This is a genomic window from Nocardia brasiliensis IFM 10847, from assembly GCF_000710915.1.
Lineage (GTDB): Bacteria > Actinomycetota > Actinomycetes > Mycobacteriales > Mycobacteriaceae > Nocardia > Nocardia brasiliensis_A.
Window position 1 is genome coordinate 1 of the sequence record NZ_BAUA01000099.1, and the last position, 17905, is coordinate 17905.

General features: G+C 69.3%; 21 protein-coding genes and 2 pseudogenes. 12 read left to right on the plus strand and 11 right to left on the minus strand.

Annotated elements, in window-relative coordinates; translation table 11 throughout:
* Nucleotides 1-344, plus strand: a pseudogene (locus tag NBRGI_RS20820) (NDP-hexose 4-ketoreductase); the annotation flags it as partial.
* A 159-nt stretch (nt 345-503) separates the two neighbouring features.
* Here the strand turns inward: NBRGI_RS20820 and NBRGI_RS46505 are convergent.
* Nucleotides 504-932: pseudogene (locus NBRGI_RS46505) on the minus strand (LLM class flavin-dependent oxidoreductase); the annotation flags it as partial.
* A 215-nt stretch (nt 933-1147) separates the two neighbouring features.
* Here NBRGI_RS46505 and NBRGI_RS20830 point away from each other — a divergent pair.
* A complete protein-coding gene (locus tag NBRGI_RS20830; protein WP_081878175.1) occupies nt 1148-1789 on the plus strand; it encodes a vWA domain-containing protein in 642 nt (213 codons plus the stop codon).
* A 9-nt stretch (nt 1790-1798) separates the two neighbouring features.
* Here the strand turns inward: NBRGI_RS20830 and NBRGI_RS20835 are convergent, their stop codons facing one another.
* Together NBRGI_RS20835 and NBRGI_RS20840 are read right to left on the minus strand one after the other, a co-directional pair.
* Nucleotides 1799-2461, minus strand: a complete 663-nt coding sequence (locus tag NBRGI_RS20835; RefSeq protein WP_029898832.1) for a response regulator transcription factor — start codon at nt 2459-2461, stop codon at nt 1799-1801.
* A gap of 192 nt (nt 2462-2653) precedes the next feature.
* Entirely contained in the window at nt 2654-4108 is a 1455-nt protein-coding gene (locus NBRGI_RS20840; protein WP_051727917.1) for a sensor histidine kinase, read from the minus strand.
* Between the two features lie 162 nt (nt 4109-4270).
* On the opposite strand from NBRGI_RS20840, the gene NBRGI_RS20845 reads away from it, so the two are divergent.
* On the plus strand, nt 4271-5164 hold the full coding sequence (locus tag NBRGI_RS20845) for an ABC transporter ATP-binding protein (protein ID WP_029898836.1): 894 nt from the start codon (nt 4271-4273) through the stop codon (nt 5162-5164).
* A gap of 2 nt (nt 5165-5166) precedes the next feature.
* The gene (locus NBRGI_RS20850; protein WP_029898838.1) at nt 5167-6012 is read left to right on the plus strand and encodes an ABC transporter permease subunit; all 846 of its coding nucleotides are present in this window, start codon (nt 5167-5169) and stop codon (nt 6010-6012) included.
* An 81-nt stretch (nt 6013-6093) separates the two neighbouring features.
* On the opposite strand, the gene NBRGI_RS20855 is transcribed toward NBRGI_RS20850, so the two are convergent.
* Entirely contained in the window at nt 6094-6702 is a 609-nt protein-coding gene (locus NBRGI_RS20855) for a TetR/AcrR family transcriptional regulator (protein WP_029898840.1), read from the minus strand.
* 134 nt (nt 6703-6836) lie between these two features.
* Between NBRGI_RS20855 and NBRGI_RS20860 the strand changes: the two genes are divergently transcribed.
* The 3 genes from NBRGI_RS20860 to NBRGI_RS20870 all read left to right on the plus strand — a co-directional run bounded on the left by NBRGI_RS20860 (nt 6837) and on the right by NBRGI_RS20870 (nt 8423).
* Nucleotides 6837-7484 carry an FMN-dependent NADH-azoreductase gene (locus tag NBRGI_RS20860; RefSeq protein ID WP_029898842.1) on the plus strand — a complete coding sequence of 216 codons (648 nt, stop codon included), beginning with the start codon at nt 6837-6839 and terminating at the stop codon, nt 7482-7484.
* 1 nt (nt 7485) lies between these two features.
* Nucleotides 7486-7806 carry a DMT family transporter gene (locus NBRGI_RS20865; protein ID WP_029898844.1) on the plus strand — a complete coding sequence of 107 codons (321 nt, stop codon included), beginning with the start codon at nt 7486-7488 and terminating at the stop codon, nt 7804-7806.
* 176 nt (nt 7807-7982) lie between these two features.
* Nucleotides 7983-8423: an OsmC family peroxiredoxin gene (locus NBRGI_RS20870; protein ID WP_014981304.1), complete on the plus strand. Its 441-nt coding sequence runs from the start codon at nt 7983-7985 to the stop codon at nt 8421-8423.
* 62 nt (nt 8424-8485) lie between these two features.
* Here NBRGI_RS20870 and NBRGI_RS20875 read toward each other — a convergent pair whose 3' ends face one another.
* The 4 genes from NBRGI_RS20875 to mhuD all read right to left on the minus strand — a co-directional run bounded on the left by NBRGI_RS20875 (nt 8486) and on the right by mhuD (nt 10628).
* Entirely contained in the window at nt 8486-8983 is a 498-nt protein-coding gene (locus NBRGI_RS20875; RefSeq protein WP_148310890.1) for a hypothetical protein, read from the minus strand.
* Nucleotides 8984-9018: 35 nt separating this feature from the next.
* A complete protein-coding gene (locus tag NBRGI_RS20880; protein WP_029898848.1) occupies nt 9019-9840 on the minus strand; it encodes a CbtA family protein in 822 nt (273 codons plus the stop codon).
* Nucleotides 9831-10025 carry a CbtB domain-containing protein gene (locus NBRGI_RS20885; RefSeq protein WP_029898850.1) on the minus strand — a complete coding sequence of 65 codons (195 nt, stop codon included), beginning with the start codon at nt 10023-10025 and terminating at the stop codon, nt 9831-9833. Before NBRGI_RS20885 ends, NBRGI_RS20880 begins: the two co-directional genes overlap by 10 nt.
* Before the next feature lie 288 nt (nt 10026-10313).
* On the minus strand, nt 10314-10628 hold the full coding sequence (gene mhuD, locus NBRGI_RS20890; RefSeq protein ID WP_029898852.1) for a mycobilin-forming heme oxygenase MhuD: 315 nt from the start codon (nt 10626-10628) through the stop codon (nt 10314-10316).
* 85 nt (nt 10629-10713) lie between these two features.
* Between mhuD and NBRGI_RS20895 the strand changes: the two genes are divergently transcribed.
* Entirely contained in the window at nt 10714-11457 is a 744-nt protein-coding gene (locus NBRGI_RS20895; RefSeq protein ID WP_029898854.1) for an alpha/beta fold hydrolase, read from the plus strand.
* A gap of 159 nt (nt 11458-11616) precedes the next feature.
* On the opposite strand, the gene NBRGI_RS20900 is transcribed toward NBRGI_RS20895, so the two are convergent.
* On the minus strand, nt 11617-12510 hold the full coding sequence (locus NBRGI_RS20900) for an A/G-specific adenine glycosylase (protein ID WP_029898856.1): 894 nt from the start codon (nt 12508-12510) through the stop codon (nt 11617-11619).
* A gap of 90 nt (nt 12511-12600) precedes the next feature.
* On the opposite strand from NBRGI_RS20900, the gene NBRGI_RS20905 reads away from it, so the two are divergent.
* Both NBRGI_RS20905 and NBRGI_RS20910 read left to right on the plus strand, forming a co-directional pair.
* A complete protein-coding gene (locus NBRGI_RS20905; protein WP_029898858.1) occupies nt 12601-13224 on the plus strand; it encodes a carbonic anhydrase in 624 nt (207 codons plus the stop codon).
* A gap of 131 nt (nt 13225-13355) precedes the next feature.
* Nucleotides 13356-14036, plus strand: a complete 681-nt coding sequence (locus NBRGI_RS20910) for a hypothetical protein (RefSeq protein ID WP_029898860.1) — start codon at nt 13356-13358, stop codon at nt 14034-14036.
* Here the strand turns inward: NBRGI_RS20910 and radA are convergent.
* Both radA and NBRGI_RS20920 read right to left on the minus strand, forming a co-directional pair.
* Nucleotides 14033-15445 (minus strand): DNA repair protein RadA, encoded by a 1413-nt coding sequence (gene radA / locus NBRGI_RS20915; protein ID WP_029898862.1) that lies wholly within the window; start codon nt 15443-15445, stop codon nt 14033-14035. The two genes, NBRGI_RS20910 and radA, sit on opposite strands and share 4 nt — an antisense overlap.
* Nucleotides 15446-15585: 140 nt before the next feature.
* Nucleotides 15586-16326: a hypothetical protein gene (locus NBRGI_RS20920; protein WP_029898864.1), complete on the minus strand. Its 741-nt coding sequence runs from the start codon at nt 16324-16326 to the stop codon at nt 15586-15588.
* A gap of 360 nt (nt 16327-16686) precedes the next feature.
* On the opposite strand from NBRGI_RS20920, the gene carD reads away from it, so the two are divergent.
* Together carD and ispD are read left to right on the plus strand one after the other, a co-directional pair.
* Nucleotides 16687-17175 carry an RNA polymerase-binding transcription factor CarD gene (gene carD / locus NBRGI_RS20925; RefSeq protein WP_011206964.1) on the plus strand — a complete coding sequence of 163 codons (489 nt, stop codon included), beginning with the start codon at nt 16687-16689 and terminating at the stop codon, nt 17173-17175.
* 2 nt (nt 17176-17177) lie between these two features.
* Complete coding sequence (gene ispD / locus NBRGI_RS20930) at nt 17178-17903, plus strand: 2-C-methyl-D-erythritol 4-phosphate cytidylyltransferase (RefSeq protein ID WP_029898867.1); 726 nt, start codon at nt 17178-17180, stop codon at nt 17901-17903.
* Nucleotides 17904-17905 lie beyond the last annotated feature (2 nt).

Consider the following 17905-nt stretch of genomic DNA (forward strand, 5'->3'; position numbering starts at 1 on the left):
AGCAGCTGAAGAACAAGGACATGGAGATCGAGCTGGCTCCGCAGGGCAAGGCGCTGCTGGCCAAGCGCGGCTTCGACCCCGTGCTCGGTGCCCGGCCGCTGCGTCGCACCATCCAGCGCGAGATCGAGGACCAGCTCTCCGAGAAGATCCTCTTCGGCGAGATCGGCCCCGGCCAGACCATCGTGGTCGACGTCGAAGGCTGGGACGGCGAAGGCTCCGGCGAGGACGCCAAGTTCACCTTCACCGGTAAGGCGAAGCTGACCAAGGGCGACAAGACCGAGGACAAGCCCGAGGTCGTGCTGACCGGCGCGACCGAAGGTTCCGCGGAAGCCGTCGGCGAGTAAGAGCGCTACGAAAGGCCCGCCTCCTCCGGGAGGCGGGCCTTTTCGCGTCTCCGCCCTAAAGCGACCGGTGGGTGAGCATCGGTGCGAAGGCGTCCGCGATCTCCCTGCGGCGGCCAGCATCCGGGGGCCACTGGCGGCCACGGTGACCGGCGGTGCGGGATCGACCGCCGCGCGGACCGCGGCCACCGTGTCGGCCAACTGCGCGCGCCGCGCCGCCGCGGATCCCCAAGGCAGGCCGAGCTGTTCGGCTTCGGCGCTTGCGCCGGGCCGTCCGGAACCGATGCCGAGTTCGAAGCGGCCATCCGAAAGCAGTTGCAGCGCTGCTGTTTCCCGGACGGTAGCGGCGGAGTTGCGCAGTGGCCCGGCGAGCACGTTCGGGCGCAACCGGATGGTGCTGGTGACCGCGGCCGCGGCGGCCAGGGCCGGGAACGGCGACGGGGTGTCGAGCGTGTCGGGCAGCAGGATCGTCGCGTAGCCCTGCCGTTCGGCGGCTCGCACGGACCGGACCCACTCGGTGCCGGAGCGCGGGACGAGGACGATGGCGAATTTCATGCGACAAGCCTGCGCCGGGAGACCATACCGTGACATCGGCCGCGCATCGCCGGTCGATATACGCCTGCGTGCGTACGCGATCGCGGCCGATGCGGGTAGTGCTCCAGGTTTGCCACAGCGCCAGGCGGGTCGCGGCGCTAAGGCTGCTCGATGATTGCCGGCTGCGGACGCCGCCGCGCCCGACTCGCGCGGTGTACGAGCGGATCGGCGTACGTTGGATGGGGTTCGAGACACCGACCGCGGGGGTGCGTATGACAAATCCAGATCTGACCTTGATCGCCGTCTTGCTGGACCGCTCCGGTTCGATGCAGTCGATCAAGACCGACACCGAGGGCGGTTTCGCCGCGTTCCTCGAGCAGCAGCGCGAAGTGCCGAAGACGATCGAGGTGACCCTCGCGCAGTTCGACACCGAATACGAATGCCTCTACGCGAACAAGCCGCTCGCCGAGGTCCCGCCGCTGCAGTTGCAACCTCGCGGGATGACCGCGCTCTACGACGCGGTCGGCAAGCTGGTGACCGATATCGGCAGCGAGTTGTCCAAGCGCCCGCAAGAGCAACGGCCGGGCACGGTCATCGTGGTCGTGCTCACCGACGGTCACGAGAATTCCAGCCGGGAATGGTCGCACGCGGCGGTGAAATCGCTGATCGTGCAGCAGCGCGAGGTGTACAGCTGGGAGTTCCTGTTCCTCGGCGCCAATATGGACGCGGTCGAGATCGGCACCGGCATGGGCTTCGATCCCGGCTCCTCGATCACCTACGCGGCTGCACCGCAGGGTGTTTCGGCCGTCTTCCGCTCCGCGTCCCGCTACTCCGCGCGGTTGCAGAGCGCGCCGGGCGCACCGGGGCGCGGCTTCACCGAGGCCGAACGGCAGGAGGCGAACCCGGGCAGCTGAGCGGTGCGCCTACTGCCAGCCCGGCCGGACCAAGCCGGACTCGTAGGCCATGACCACCAGCTGGGTGCGGTCGCGGGCGCCGAGTTTCATCAGGATCCGGCTGACGTGCGTGCGCGCGGTGGCGGGGCTCATGAACAGTCGCGCGCCGATCTCGGCGTTGGTGAGGCCCTCCGCGACCAGCACCATCACCTCGCGCTCGCGTTCGGTGAGTTCGGAAAGTGTCGCGGGCGGCGGGGTTTTCGCGTGCGCGGAGAATTCGGCGATCAACCGGCGGGTGACGCCGGGGGAGAGCAGCGCGTCCCCGGCCGCCACCACCCGCACCGCCCGGACCAGGTCGGCCGGCTCGGTGTGCTTCACCAGGAAGCCGGTCGCGCCGGCGCGCATCGCCTCGAAGACGTACTCGTCCAGCTCGAAGGTGGTCAGCACCACCACCCGCACCGCGGCGAGCTGGGGATCCTCGGCGATCATGCGGGTCGCGGCCAGACCGTCCAGGATCGGCATCCGGATATCCATCAGCACTACGTCGGGCGTCAGGCTGCGAGTCATCCGCACCGCCTGTTCGCCGTTGTCCGCCTCGCCCACCACCTCGATCCCGTCCTGCGCGGCGAGCAGCGCCACGAACCCGCCACGCACCAGCGCCTGGTCATCGGCCACCACGACCCGAATGCTCACGGTTCCCCCGCGCCGGTGCTCGGTGCCGTGATGCGCATGGCACTCCGGCACGTGATTCGTTCGCGGTGTTCGCTCATGGCTCCACCCGCTGGCATTCGGTTCCGCCGTGCGCGTGGCGGGTGATTCGTCGGCAGCGTTCGCTCATGGCCGTGCCTTGCTGGTGCTCAGCTCCACTATGCGTACGGCACTCGCTCACGGGCGCACCTCGTCTGCGCTCGGGTGACCGGCGGTGCGGTCGCCGGGGCGGATCGGGCGGACGTTGTCGAGGCGGATGGTGTCTTCCGGGCGGGAGACGGGTGGCTTTCGCTCGCTCGGTTCCATCGGTTGCAAGGGCAGGCGGGCTGCGACGCGGAAGCCGCCGCTCGGGCGGGGACCCGCGGTGAGCGCACCGCCGAGTGCGTGGGTGCGCTCGCGCATGCCGAGGATGCCGTTGCCGCCGCCGGTGCCCGATTTCGGGGTGGCCGAGGCGGGCCGGGAATTGTCGACGGTGATGTCGACCGATTGCGCCGCGTACCGCACGGTCACCGAGGCCTGCGCGCCCGGCGCGTGACGCACCACGTTCGTCAGCGACTCCTGGATGATCCGCGCGCCCGCCACGTCGATCACGCTGGGCAGTTGCTGCGGCGTTCCGATGATCTTGGTGTCCACTGCGAGCCCCGCCGCGCGCGCCCGCTGCAGCAGCGTGTCCAGGTCGCCGATGCTCGGTGCCGGGGTACGAGGAGCAGCGGGCCGCGGCGCTTCGGCCTCCGATTCCCTGCTCGCACCGCCGGATTCCTGCTCTTCGGTCGGAACCCGCCCGGCACCACCGGAATTGCGGGCGGTCCAGCCGCGGCCCGGCCGCCGCCGGTGCGTTGCGGGCGGCTCTTCGGTGAATTCGGCTGCCTCGGTGTCGGATTCGCCTGCGACCGGACCGCCGGACCGAATCGAGTGCAGCAGCGTGTGCACTTCGGCCAGCGCGTCCCTGCTAGCCGTCTTGATCGCGTCGAGCGCTGTGGCGGCCTGTTCCGGCTTCCGGTCGAACAGCTCCAGCGCCACCGACGACTGCACATTGATCAGCGAAAGACTGTGTGCCAGTACGTCGTGCAGCTCACGGGCGATCGCGAGCCGCTCCTCGCTGGCTCGCCGCTCCCGTTGCGCCTCCTCGTCGCGCCGGGCGGCCTCGGCGCGTTGTCTGCGCGCGATCAGGACGGCATTGCGCTGCCGGATCCCCTCGACCGCGCACAGCAGCACGACCAGCCACGCCATCAGCGCGAAGATCTGCCAGACGTTGGCGCCGCGCCCGAACAGTTCGGGCACCGGCCAGACCAGCACCAGGTAGCCGAGCGGCACCAAGGGGTAGGTCCACCAGCGTGATCCGGTGCTGCCGGCGGTGAGGAACGCGATGATCAGCGACAGGAAGATCGGCCCGTAGCCGTACCCGAGCGACAGGTAGGCGATGCAGGCGCCGAGCGCGATCAGCAGCACCGGCACCGGGTGGGCGCGCCGCCAGATCAGCGCGACGGGTCCGGCGAGTAGTAGCGCGTAACCGATTACCCCGAGCGAATTCTCGCCGATTCTCAGATTCGCGAACGTGCCGCCGACGATCTGGAGCGCGGCGACGACGAGCGCCACACCCCAATCCCAGCCCAGTGAGCCTCGACCCGTCATGCTTGTCCTCACCCGCAGCAGCCTATTCGGCTCGTCGGCCGAACGGCGTCCGCCTCGCTACGTATTGCTCAGGTAAGGCAGCAGCGTAGTGCGGCTTACGTACCCGCGACGTCGCCGCGGGACGGATGTGCTGGACCGCGGGTACGGCGAATGCTCAGTGGCATGAAAGATTCGATCGTGGTCACCGACGGGCTGACCAAACGCTACGGCGAACATATCGCCGTCGACGGCGTGCGCATGCGCGTGGCGGCCGGCGAGATCTACGGGTTCCTCGGGCCGAACGGCGCGGGCAAGACGACCACGCTGCGCATGCTGGTCGGGCTGATCCAGCCGAGCGCGGGTACCGCGACCGTGGCCGGGCACGCACCCGGTGCGCCGGCAGTGGTGCGCCGAATCGGTGTGCTCATCGAAGGGCCCGGCTTCTACCCGTACCTCTCCGGCCGGGACAACCTGCGGATGCTGGCGAAATACCGCGGTCTGGGCCGCGACGACGTCGAGGACGCGCTGGACCGAGTCGGACTGGCCGACCGCGCGGACGACAAATTCCGCACCTACTCCCTCGGCATGAAGCAACGGCTCGGCGTCGGCGCCGCCCTGCTCGGCCGGCCGGATCTGCTGATCCTGGACGAGCCGACCAACGGCCTCGACCCGCAGGGCATGGCCGAGATGCGTGAACTGATCACCGCGCTGGCCGGTGACGGCCACACCGTGCTGCTGTCGAGTCACATGCTCAGCGAGGTGCAGGAGATCTGCGATCGGGTCGGGGTGATCTCGCACGGCAAGCTGCTCGTCGAATCCACCGTGGCCGAATTACGCGGCGCCTCATCGCTTCTGCTGCGCGCCGCGCCGATGGAAGTGGCGTTCCCCGCCGTGCGCGGCGTGGTCGGCGAGCGGGCCGCGATCCTCACCGCGAGCGGCATCCGGATCGAGGGCGTCGACGGCACCGCGCCCGCCGTGGCGCGTGCGGTGATCGAGGCGGGCGCCGACCTGCTGGAACTGCGACGCGACGAAAAGTCGCTGGAGGAAGTGTTTTTCGAGATGACGAGCGGAGACTGACGATGAAAGACCTGATTTCGAGCACGCGGGCCGAGGCGCTGCGGCTGCGGAAGTGGCCTGCGTTCTGGATCATCCTCGGCACCTGGATTCTGTTGAATCTGACATTCTCGTACCTGTTCAACTACCTCGCCTATACCTCGGGCGAGTCCGGCCGGATGTCGAACGGACTGCCGAGAGACCTACTGCTGCAACAGATGCTGCCCGCCGCGGTGCCCGGCGTCTTCACCCAGGGCATGGCGATGTTCGGTGGTGCGCTGATGCTGGTGCTCGGCGCGCTGAGCACCGGTAGCGGATATGGCTGGGGGACTTGGAAAACCGTTTTCACCCAGGGGCCGTCGCGGATCGACGTGGTGGGCGGCGTGCTGGTGGGCCTGCTGGTGGTGGTGCTCGCGCTGGTGCTCACCGCGTTCGTGGTGGACATCGGGGTGGCGTCGCTGATCGGTGCGACCCAGGGGCAGTCGCTCGCGCTGCCTTCGTTGCGGCAGTCGGCGCTCGGTGTGCTCACCGGTGTCGTGATTCTCGGGATGTGGACGCTGGCGGGCGCGTTGATCGGGGCTCTCGCGCGCGGACCCGCGCTCGCGGTCGGTCTCGGGCTGGTGTGGGTACTGGTGGTGGAGAACCTGCTTCGCGGGGTGGCAGGCATCTTCGCGCCGATCGCGGTGCTCACCGATCACCTGCCCGGGACCGCCGCCGGCTCGCTGGCCGGCGCGATGCGGACGGTCGGGGCCGGGACGCCCGGCGTGCTCGACATCCTGTCCCGCACCGAAGCGCTGATCGTGCTGGCGATCTATATCGCGCTGTTCGTGGCGGGAACGGTGTATTCGATGCGCAGGCGCGACCTGGTGTGATCGCCCGAGCCGAAAGCCGTTGGCGGACTGGCCGCCAACGGCTTTCGTCGTCGCGGCGGTGCAGCGCTGTGGCGGTACAGCTCAGTCGTCCGCGTTGCGCAGTACGGCGTGCGCGAGCCGGGACAGCGCTTGCGCGATCCGCGCGGAGCTGAGGCCACGACCGCGCTGCTGCTGGAACACCTCGGCCGACAGCGGCGCCAGCAGCGGATCGATCAGTGCGTCGGGCTCCCGAATCCCCGCCTCCCGCAACAGGGCTCGCACATGCGCGGACCAGAATCCGTACGCCCCGGTCGCGAAGCGTGCCCCGCCGGTCTCCGCGCCGAGCACGAGATCCGCGTGCGCGTCCAGCAGGTCGACCATCGCGGCGTAGAACGCGGCCAGCCGTTCGGCGGGCGGTGCACCCGGCCCCAGCGGCGGCGCGCCCCCGATCAGCTGCTCCTGCAACGCCCTTTCGTGCTCGTCGAGCAGGGCGACCGCGATCGAATTCCGGTCCGGGTACCGCCGATACAGCGTGCCGCGGCCGACGCCGGCCGCCTTCGCGATGTCGTCCATGGTCACCGTGCGCGGGTCGCGGGTGGCGAACAGCTCCGCCGCCGCGGCGAGCACCTTGGCCCGATTGCGGGCGGCGTCCGCGCGCTCGGGTGGCGCGGCGGCCGCTTGCCCGCTGAGCAGGTCCGGATGGCTGGTCATGCTGCCGACTGTACTCGATTTCCGAAAAAGTGGACAGCATGTCCAGTTGTCGGTACAGTCGATCTCGTCAGCAAGTGGACATAACGTCCACTTAAGTTCCGGCAGGTGCCGAGAGCACAGAGTGAGGTCCGAAAATGAGCAGCTTGTTGCACCTGGACGCGAGCGCGCGCACCCGTTCGATCAGCCGGGAGGTCAGCGCCGCGTTCGCCGCCGCATGGCAGGCGCAGCACCCGCACGGCGAGTACCGCTACCGGGACCTGGCGGCCCAGCCGGTCCCGTTCATCGACGAGGCGTGGACCGAGCTGTGCGATCTGGTGCTGGCGCAGGCGAGCACCGATCTCTATACCCTGGGCGATCTGGTGCGCTCGCCCGCGCAGGCTGCGGCATGGGAGATCGTGCGGCCGCTGCTGGCCGAGGTGCTCGCGGCGGATGTGATCCTGATCGGCACCCCGATGTACAACTACTCGATTCCCGCTTCGCTCAAGGCCTGGCTGGACCAGGTGACCTTCCCGCGAATGTCGTTGGGCCACCGCCGTTTCGTGGTGACCACCGCGCGCGGCGGCAGCTACGTGCCGGGTGCGCCCAAAGCCGCCTACGACTATCAGGAGCGCTTCCTGCGCGACTTCTTCGCGGGCCATTTCGCCGTGCACGACACGGTTTTCGTCAACGCCGAACTGGCCAACGCGCGCCAGGATCCGGCGCTGGCCCACCTGCGCGACAAGCACGAGCAGTCCTACGCCAGGGCCCTCGAGGCGGCGCGTGATCTGGCAAAGGAGTACTGACATGAACTGGGTCGTCCTCGGTCTCGCCGGACTGGTCGAGATCGTCTGGTCGCAGAGCATCAAACCGACGGAGAATTTCACCCGCCTGGTGCCGACCGTGCTCTGCTTCGTGCTCGGCGCGACCGCCGTCTACCTGCTCTCGCGCGCCATGCAGACGCTGCCGGTCGGCACCGCGTACGCCGTGTTCACCGGCATCGGCGCGGTCGGGGCCATCGGGCTGGGCGTCGTGGTGCACAAGGACCCGTTCAGCGCGGGACGCGCTCTGGCGCTGTCGATGATCATCGGCGGGATCGTCCTGGCCCGGATCGCCAATCCGGAGTGAGGTCAATGGCTCGGTGCGGCAACCGATTTGGCGCGGTCTCGGCATATCCGGCACGGAACCGCCATTCCTCGGCCCTGCGTCGGTGGCGCTCGAGTCGGACCTGAAGACGCGGCGGGGCGGACTGGCTAGGCTCGGTGCCGCATCGGAATCGATCAGAATTCACCGAAAGGACCGTGATGCCTACACGTAGCGCGCGTACTGCCTGGACCGGCTCTCTGCAGGAAGGCTCGGGACAGGTCGAGCTGACCAGCTCGGGCGTCGGCAAGTACGACGTGTCGTTCCCGAAGCGTTCCGCCGAGGAGGCCGACGGCACCACCAGCCCGGAGGAGCTCATCGCGGCGGCGCACTCGTCCTGCTACGCGATGGCGCTGTCGGCCCAGATCGGCAATGCGGGCGGCACCCCGGAGAGCCTGGACGTCTCCGCCGACGTCACCCTCGGCCCCGACCCGGCCGGCGGCTTCCGGATCAGCGGCATCAAGCTGACCGTGCGCGGCAAGGTCTCCGGCATCGACGCCGACGCGTTCGCCGCCGCGGCCGAGGCCGCCAAGGCGGGCTGCCCGGTGAGCAAGGCGCTGGCGGGCGTCGACCACATCACCCTCGACGCCGCTCTGGCCTGAGAACGCGCGACTGCCCCGGTTCGGTACCGCCGAACCGGGGCAGTCGTGTGCTGTCCCAACGGTTATCCGCCGGAGCGAGCGAAGTAGCGGCGGGCGGCCGGGTGATACATCGCCGGAATGGCGACCAGAACCGCCACCACATGGATCGCGCGGAGCAGTCCGATCACCACCGATTCCGCGCCGAGGTGATCGAAGAGATCGCCGAACCGGTCCGCGGACAGCAGTGCCGCGAGCGGTTCGATGATCAGCGAGGCCAAGCCGACCACGCCGATGCCGAAGGTCAGCACCAGCCGGGCCCAGCGGGCGCCGGCCGACATTCGGATGGCGACCAGGAGCACGACGAGATAGATCGCCAAGCGCACGGCCAGACCGGACGTGACGCCCGCGACGTCGGCCTCGTTTCGCTCCACAATCAGTGCGGCGCGCAGGATTCCCTCGCCGACCCCGGCGAGCAGGGCGGTGGCGAGGCCGACGAAGGCGACGCGCACGGGGCGCGGCGGCGTGGTGGGAGCATCCGAACGCAGGTGTGCTGGCCAAACGGAAAAGGCAGTGCCGGTCATGACACCGACACTGCCCTGCGTTCTCCCGCTGCGGATCAGCCCGCGGTAGCGACCTGCTCTCGTACCGGAGTATCAGTGCGCGAGGCGAATTCGGTGAGCGCGGCGAAGCCGAGGGCCAGGCAGGCCCACAGCGTTGCCGTCTCGGCGAGCGAGGCCACCCGGAATTGCCACAGCAGACTGGCCGGGAAGTCCGCCTTCACCTCATCGATACCGGGCAACAGGATGTAGCCCAGCGCGGTGATCAACACGAAGACGGCGAGCCCGCCGATCAGTCGCAGCGTGCCCGGCTGCGCCCGCAACAGCTTGTAGGCGTAGACGGCAGCGCCGACGGCAACGAAGCCGAGCGCCACGGCGGCCACCCACAGCAGGGTGCGTTCGTTGATCGTGTCCGGATCACCGACCGCGGGCGGATTCGCCGGATATTTGAAGAACGGCACCGCGACGATCGCGGCCCAGCCGCCGAGTCCGAGGCCGAGCGCGAGCGCCGGCCCGCCGAGGGTGGTGTAGCGCCGCGCGAAGTGCGCGACCGAGGCGAAGATCGCGCCGAGCGCGAGCCCGGCCAGGCCGAGCGCCAGGAACTGGCCCGCCTTCTGCCCGGTGCGGCTGACCAGTGCTTCTTCCTCGTCGCCGTGCGAATGTCCGCCGGTGGCTTCCGGTTCGGCGCCGTGCGAGTGCTCGGCGGACGGTTCGGCAGCGGCCTCCTCGATGGCGATGGCCGCCTCGACCTTGGGTTCGCCGACGAAGTAACCCACCGTGGCGGCGAGCAGGCCGGCGATGAGACCGGCCAGCAGGCCACGCAGCAGCAGGGATTTCAGGGAACCGGTGAGGGGAGAAGCAGCGGGGGAGTTCAGTGGCACGGAAGCCCCAGCAGGTGGCGTCCGTCGTGCATCAACTCGTGCAGATACATCCCGCTGCGCGAGATGACACCCTGATCGAAACCGACCAGGTAGAGCGTGAGCAGTGCGAGAAGAACGACACCGACTGTGACGAGCACAGTGGCCAGTGAATCGTGTGCCCGGCTCGGCGAATGCGCGATAGCCATGCGAGTCCTCCTTGGGGATGCGCCGGATCGGACAGTGTCCGCCTGCGCTTTTCCGCGTCCCGTCGAGTGGTCGGCGCGAAGGTGCCGGTGTCTGGCTTTCCGGCACCCGATGACCCGGTGCATGGAACACAGTGGCGCGACCGCTCCGGAATCACACCGGAATTACCGCATCACCCTCGCGTTTTGTCATTCGAACTGTGACACCTGGAGGCGGCCGCCGTCAACACGACCAGCGACGACCGCGCCCCGGCCTCGGGCGAGTCGCTATGGCCCCGAACTGGGCCTTGCTCAGATGGCGGGCTTGCCCGCGACGTCGAGCACAACCTCGAATTCCAGCAGCGACGCACCGGTGGAGACCGGCTTCTGGCGCTCGCCGGCGTGCGCCTCGCGGGCGGGTCCGTCCCGCCACGCCGCGAAGGACTCTTCCGAATCCCACTGGGTGACAACGAAGTACCGGTTCTCGCCGGCCACCGGCCGCAGCAGCTGGAAGCCGAGGAAGCCCGGCGAGCCCTCGACCGCGTGCGCGCGGTGGGCGAACCGCTTCTCCAACTCGGGGCCCGCGCCCTCGGGAACCTCGATCGCGTTGATCTTCACAACAGCCATGGGCTCGACAATACGACCCGCGCGGGCGGGCCGGGGATGAGCCTGCTCGGGGCCGCGCGCGAGGCGGCACGGCACAATCTGGAGCGTGTTGCACGACGAAGGTGGCGCGGGCGTCCCGATTCTGCTGTTGCACGGGTTGATGGGCAGTGCCCGGACCTGGCGCGACCAACTGGACTGGCTGCGCGGCTACGGCCACGTGTTCACCTTCGACGCCGCGGGCCACGGCAGGCCGGCCCCGGCCGAGCTGACCACCGAGGCGTTCGTCGCCGATCTGGCCGCCGCGACCGCGGGCATCGCCGAACCGATGATCGTGATCGGGCATTCGATGGGGGCGCTGCACGGGTGGGTGTTCGCCGCGGCCCATCCCGAACGGGTCCGCGCGCTGGTGGTGGAGGACATCGCGCCGGATTTCACCGGCCGGACCGCCGCGGACTGGGCCGCCATGATCGAGGCCTGGCCGCAGCCGTTTCCGGACGAGGACGCCGTGCTCGCGTTCTTCGGACCGGTGGCCGGGCGGTACTTCCTGAACTCCTTCGAGCACGGGCCGGACGGCTACCGGCTACACGGTTCGGTCGAGACGTTCCGCGATATTTCGGAGGAATGGGGGACCCGCGACTTCTGGTCGCAGTGGCAGGCCCTGCGCGTGCCCGCGCTGCTGCTGGAGGGCGAGCACACCATCACCCCGCCCGGCCAGATGGCGCGGATGGCCGCCACGCATCCCGATGCGCGTCACGTGATCGTCTCGGGCGCAGCACATCTCGTGCACGACGACCAGCCCGACGCCTACCGCGCCGAGGTCGAGCGGTTCTTGCGTCGCGTGCTCGGCTAGTCGCACCGTTCTCGCTGCCGGAGGGAGTGCTCGGCTCAGCCGGGGCGCGATTCAGTGAAGCGCCGCCCGCTGCCGGAGGGGGTGTATCGGGCCAGCGGGGGTGCGGTTCAGGAGTGCCGGCCTCGGCTGGCGGGAGTGCCTAGGGCCGGCGGGCGCGGCTCAGGAGGCGCTGCCCTCGCCCGCCAAGGCGAACAGCCCGTCAGCGGTCTGTTCGACGAGGCCGTCGACGAGCAACGAGTCGAGGGCGCGGGCGCGCTGGCCCGGATCGCGCGGCCAGGCCAGATCGAGCCGGACCTGTTCCACCGGCCCGGTGGCGTCGCGCAGGACGTCGAGCAGGCGACCGCGGGCTTGGCGGTCGGTGCCCTCGTATTTCTGCGTGCGCCGGACCACCTCGGAGACCGGGCGTCCCGCGCTCACCCAGGCACACGTCGGCAGCGGGCAGCGGGCGCAGTCCGGGGTGCGGGCGGTGCACACCACGGCCCCGAGTTCCATCAGCGCCGCAGAGAACACCGCCGCCCGGTCGATCTGCTGCGGCAACAGCGCCTCGGTCTCGGGCAGATCGCGCGAGGACGGGTTGCCCGCCTCGGCGCGACCGTGCACGGCCCGCGCGACCACCCGCCGGACATTGGTGTCCACCACCGGAACGCGCTGCCCGTAGGCGAAACACGCGACCGCCCGGGCGGTGTAGGCGCCGATGCCGGGCAGTCCCAGCAGTACCTCGACATCGGCGGGCACCACGTCACCGTGTTCGGCGGCGAGCACCCGCGCGCATTCGTGCAGCCGCAGCGCACGCCGGGGATAGCCGAGCTTGCCCCACGCGCGTAATACCTCGGCCTGCGAGGACGCCGCCATCGCCGACGGCACCGGCCAGCGTGCCACCCACTCCCGCCAGATCGGCTCGACCCGCACCACGGGGGTCTGCTGCAGCATGATCTCGCTCATCAGGATCTGCCAGGCGGTGACGCCCGCCCGGCGCCACGGCAGATCCCGCGCGGTTTCCTGGTACCAGTCCAGCAACACGTCCGCATCGATACTGTTCGAGGCTTTCCTCACGATTCCTGTCTCACTGTCGCCGGTCGGTGTTAGCCGACCTGTAACCAATCGAACTCGCTGGTAACACAAGCGTTGTGCACAATGGTCGGTATGCCTGATTCAAATCCGATCAGTGCCTGGAAGTCTTTGCGCGAAGGCAACGATCGCTTCGTCACCGGCACGCTGCTGCATCCTAGTCAGGGGGCGGCCGACCGAGCCAAGCTCGTCAGCGGTCAGCACCCGTCCGCGATCCTGTTCGGCTGTGGTGACTCCCGGGTCGCCGCCGAGCTGATCTTCGACCAGGGACTCGGCGACATGTTCGTGGTGCGTACCGCGGGCCATGTGGTCGACAGTTCCGTGCTCGGCTCGATCGAGTACGGCGTGCAGGTCCTGGACGTGCCGCTGATCGTGGTCCTCGGGCACGACAGCTGCGGCGCGGTGAAGGCCACCATCGACGCACTGGACGGCGGTGAGGTGCCCGGCGGGTTCATCCGCAGCGTGGTCGAGCGGGTCACGCCGTCGATTCTGGTCGGCCGCCGCGAAGGCCTGTCCACCGTCGACGAGATGGAGGCCAGGCACGTGGTGGAAACCAGCAAGCTGCTCATGCAGCGGTCGATGATCATCTCCCAGCGCATCGCGACCGGCGAACTCGCGATCGCCTGTGTCACATACAAACTCGCCGAGGGCAAGGTGAAACTGCAGCGCGTCGTCGGCAACATCGGCGAACTCGCTTAGCCCACAGCCGCCGTCCCGACCCACGTCGCCGCAGCGTGCGGCCCGGAATTCACCCGGCACTCTGGCCGGGTCCGGGCCGACACGCCGCGGCCCTGAGTCGTTGCACCCGACCGTGCCCTTACCGTTGAGGCGTGCTGGAACCGAATGGACCGCTGCCACCGGAGATCTATTGGCGTCGTCGCGCATTGGCGATCGGCGCTTTGGTCGTGGCGTTGGCGCTGGTGATCTGGCTGGTGCTCACGGTATCGCGCGGCGGCGACTCGCCCGGTGACTCGAAGCCCGTCGCGGCCGGCTCGTCCACCTCGGTGCCGAGCAAGGCCGCCGACCCCTCGACGCCGAAACCGTCCGGCAGCGCCGAATCCAGCGCACCGCCCTCGACCAGCGCCGCGCCCGCGTCGAACGAACCCGCCGCGGGCCAGTGTCCCGACCAGTCGCTGGCGATCAAGATCAGTGTGGACCAGCCGACGTACCGGGTCGGCGAGCAGCCGAACTTCCGCATGGTCATCACCAACATCTCCAGCACGCAGTGCCAGCGGGACATGAACTCGGCGCAGATCCAGGCATCGGTGCTGTCCCTGGACGGCCAGCGCCGGTTCTGGACCAGTTCGGACTGTTCCCCGGTCGACGAGTCGAACGCGCGCAACCTCAAGCCCGGTGAGCAGGCGTTGTTCACGGTGCGCTGGTCCGGGACGACCTCGCAGCAGGGTTGCGTGGGCGAGCGGGTGCCGGTTCCGGCGGGCGCCTACCAGGTGGTGGCCCAGTTCGGGTCGCTGCACAGCTCGCCCGAGCCGTTCAACCTGACGCCCGCTTAGAAGTCGGGGGCGGTCGCTTTCGCCTCCGGCTTGTCCCGCTTCTTGCGGGTGCCGGTGATCCGGATGGCCGCGCGCACGTCGGCGACCTCGTGGATCTTCATACCGCCCCGTTTCAGCGGCGCGTAACCGGGCGGCACCAGGGCGGTGGTGAAACCGAGGCGCTCCGCCTCGGCCAGCCTGCGTTCCAGCCCGGTCACCTTGCGCACCTCACCGGCCAGGCCGACCTCGCCGAGGATCACCCAGCCCGCCGGGATCGCCACCTCGGAGTTGGCGCTCGCGATGGCCAGCGCGATGGCCAGATCGGCGGCCGGCTCCAGCAGCCGCATGCCGCCGACGGTGGCCGCGTAGACGTCGGACTTGCCGATGAACACCTTGCCGCGGCTCTGCAGCACGGCGAGCACCATGGCGACCCGGTTGTAGTCGAGGCCGCTCACCGCGCGCCGCGGGTTCGGGATCTCGGTCTCCACGGTGAGGCCCTGCACCTCCGCGACCAAGGGCCGTTTGCCGTCCATCGCCACCGTCACCGCGGTGCCCGGTACCGAATCGGTGCGATGGTGCAGGAACAGGCCGGACGGATCGTCGACACAGGCGATCCCGTCCTCGTGCAGTTCGAAACAGCCGACCTCGTCGGCGCTGCCGAAGCGGTTCTTGATGCCGCGCACCATGCGCAGCGTCGAGTTCTTGTCGCCCTCGAACTGCAACACCACGTCGACGAGATGTTCCAGCGTGCGCGGGCCCGCGACATTGCCGTCCTTGGTGACGTGCCCGACCAGCAGCACGGTGATGCCGCTGGCCTTGGCCAGCGAGGTCAGCGCCGCGGTCACCGCGCGCACCTGGGTGACGCCGCCGATCACACCGTCCACCTCCGGCGCGAGCATGGTCTGCACCGAGTCGACCACGAGCAGCGTGGGGCGCACCTGTTCCACGTGGCCGAGCAGCACGGAGAGATCGGATTCCGCTGCGAGATAGACCCTTTCGTGCACCGCGCCGGTGCGGTCGGCGCGCAGGCGGACCTGGCCCGCCGACTCTTCCGCGGTGACGTACAGCGAGCGCGCGTCGTGTTGCCGGGCCCAGCGGTGCGCGACCTCGAGCAGCAGCGTCGACTTGCCGACTCCCGGTTCGCCGGACAGCAGCACCACCGAGCCCGGCACCACGCCGCCGCCGAGCACCCGGTCGAGCTCGCTCACGCCGGTCGGGCGGGCCTTGGTGATCTGCGAATCGATGCTCGAGATGGGGGTGGCGGCGGTACTCGGCAGCATCGCGCGCCGGGCGGGCGCGCCTGCGCCGGTGGGCGCGACGGCCACCTCGTCGATCGTGCCCCAGGCGCCGCAGTCGGGGCATTTGCCCACCCACTTGGCGACCTCGTGCGTGCAGGCGGAGCACCGGAAGATCGACTTGGTCTTGGCCACATGCGCACCTTACGGATCGCCTCCGACAACGGCGGCAGCCGACGCCGGGGGAGCCGAGCCGTGCCGCACCGCGGAATGCGAACGGCTGCCGCACCGTTGGGTGCGACAGCCGTTTCGTCAGGGGGTCTGGACGGCTTTTTTTAGTGCCCGCCGCCCTTGTGTTCGGCCTCGGCCGGGCCGGACTTGTCCGATTCGTGCCGCTCGGTGACGGTGCCCGCGTCGACCGGCACCTGCACCTGCACGGTCCCGTTCTGCTTGAAGTTGAACGTGACGGTGTAGGTGAGACCCGGACCGATGTCCTTGCTCAGGTTGGTGATCTCGATCAGGATCGGCTTGGCCGCCGGATGGTCGGAGACGGCGGGCTCGGTCGCGTGCTCACCGGTGCCGTGCGCGTCCGCGGGGGCGGGGGTGCTGCTCGGCGCGGCCGAGGTGGTCGGCTTGGCCGTGGCGGGCGCCGCGTGCGTATCACCGGCCGGTGCGCCGTGCCCGGTCGGCGCGGACGCGGCCGCGACCACGGTCTGCTGCGGGGCGAGCGCCACCGTCGACTGGCCGGCCGCCGGCGTGATCTTCACCGTGCCCAGGTCGGTGCTGATGCTGGTCAGCTCGTCGGGCACGGACGGGCTGTTGTTGACGATGGACAGCGCGATCAGCGCCTTGCCGCCCTTGGCGTTGGTGTACTCGGAGCCGTGCGCGGGGAACACGATGTGCACGTTGCGCAGCGCGATCTTGCCGATGTCCGCGTGGTTGCCGTTGATCGCGGCCACCTGGTCCGCGGTCTGTGAGATCTGACCCGCGCTACAGCCGGTCAGTGCAATCGCCGCTCCGGCGGCGAGTGCGGCAACCGGCACCATGCGACGGCGCACCTTTTGCAAGGCGGTCACAGCTTTCAGGGCAGTCACGGGTTGTCCCTCCATGTCGACCGGGCTCACTCCGCTAGGGAGAGTAATAACTAGGGAGCGTAGTAGTTCGTCCGGCGGACCGGGACCCGGGGCTCGCGACTCGCGGGCGGTTGGTAACAACTCGGTCGAGTGCCGACCGGTTGCGGACGTGCTGCCAGCGATGTTCGCGGCTGAGCGCGGGCACAATGCGGGGAGTTAACCCGTTCTGGCACAACATAATGCACACCGACCGGGTCTTGTCAAGCCCTGAGGTTGCCTCGTTGTGGCCCTGACCTGCATGGTTGATCGCGCCGTTACCGAGTCGCATGTTAAACTGTGAACATCGAAAGGGGCACGGGACACATGATTTTTAAGGTCGGAGACACCGTCGTTTACCCCCACCACGGAGCGGCGCTGATCGAAGCTATAGAGACTCGCACCATCAAGGGTGAACAAAAAGAGTATCTGGTCCTGAAGGTCGCCCAGGGCGATCTGACTGTTCGGGTTCCCGCTGAGAACGCCGAATACGTCGGCGTACGTGACGTCGTCGGCCAGGAGGGTCTCGATCGAGTCTTCCAGGTTCTGCGCGCGCCGCACACCGAGGAGCCGACCAACTGGTCCCGCCGCTACAAGGCCAACCTGGAGAAGCTCGCCTCCGGCGATGTGAACAAGGTTGCCGAGGTCGTTCGTGACCTGTGGCGTCGGGAGCAGGATCGCGGGCTGTCCGCCGGCGAGAAGCGCATGCTCGCCAAGGCCCGGCAAATCCTCGTCGGTGAACTCGCGCTTGCCGAGGGCACCGATGACGGCAAGGCCGAGACGCTGCTCGACGAGGTCCTCGCCGCGGCTTCCTGACCGTGAACAGATTCGACAACGGTGCTCGTCTCACCGACGGAACCGTCGTTGCTTTGGTGCCTGCCGCCGGTCGCGGCGTCCGCCTGGGTGAAGCCACACCCAAAGCGTTCGTCCCGGTCGGCGGCAGCCCTATGGTCCGGCTCGCTGTCGAGGGTCTCCTGGCCTCCGGCGCGGTCGACCGGATCATCGTTATGGTTCCCGCCGAATTCGTCGAGAGCGCCGTTGCCCTGCTGCCGCCCTCGGATTCGGTGCACGTGGTCGTCGGCGGCGCCGAACGCATCGATTCGGTGCGCGCCGGCTTGGCCGCCGCGCCCGAGGCCGCCTACTACCTGGTGCACGATGCCGCGCGCGCACTCACCCCGCCCGAGCTGATCGCCCGGGTCGCTGCCGAGTTGCGCGCCGGTCATCTCGCCGTCGTTCCCGCGTTGCCGGTCGCCGACACCATCAAGTCGGTCGATGCCGCGGGCGCGGTCACCGGGACCCCCGATCGCGCGCAACTGCGTGCCATCCAGACGCCGCAGGGTTTCGCGGCCGAGCTGTTGCGCTCGGCCTATCTGTCCGAGGGTGTGCAAGCCACCGACGACGCCGGGCTGGTCGAACTGCTCGGCGCCCAGGTGCGCACCATCCCCGGCGATCCGCTGGCTTTCAAGATCACTACGCCGCTCGATCTGGTGCTCGCGCACGCCGTGCTCGACGGTGCGGACCGGCGCCGGGCGGTCGCGCGGTGACC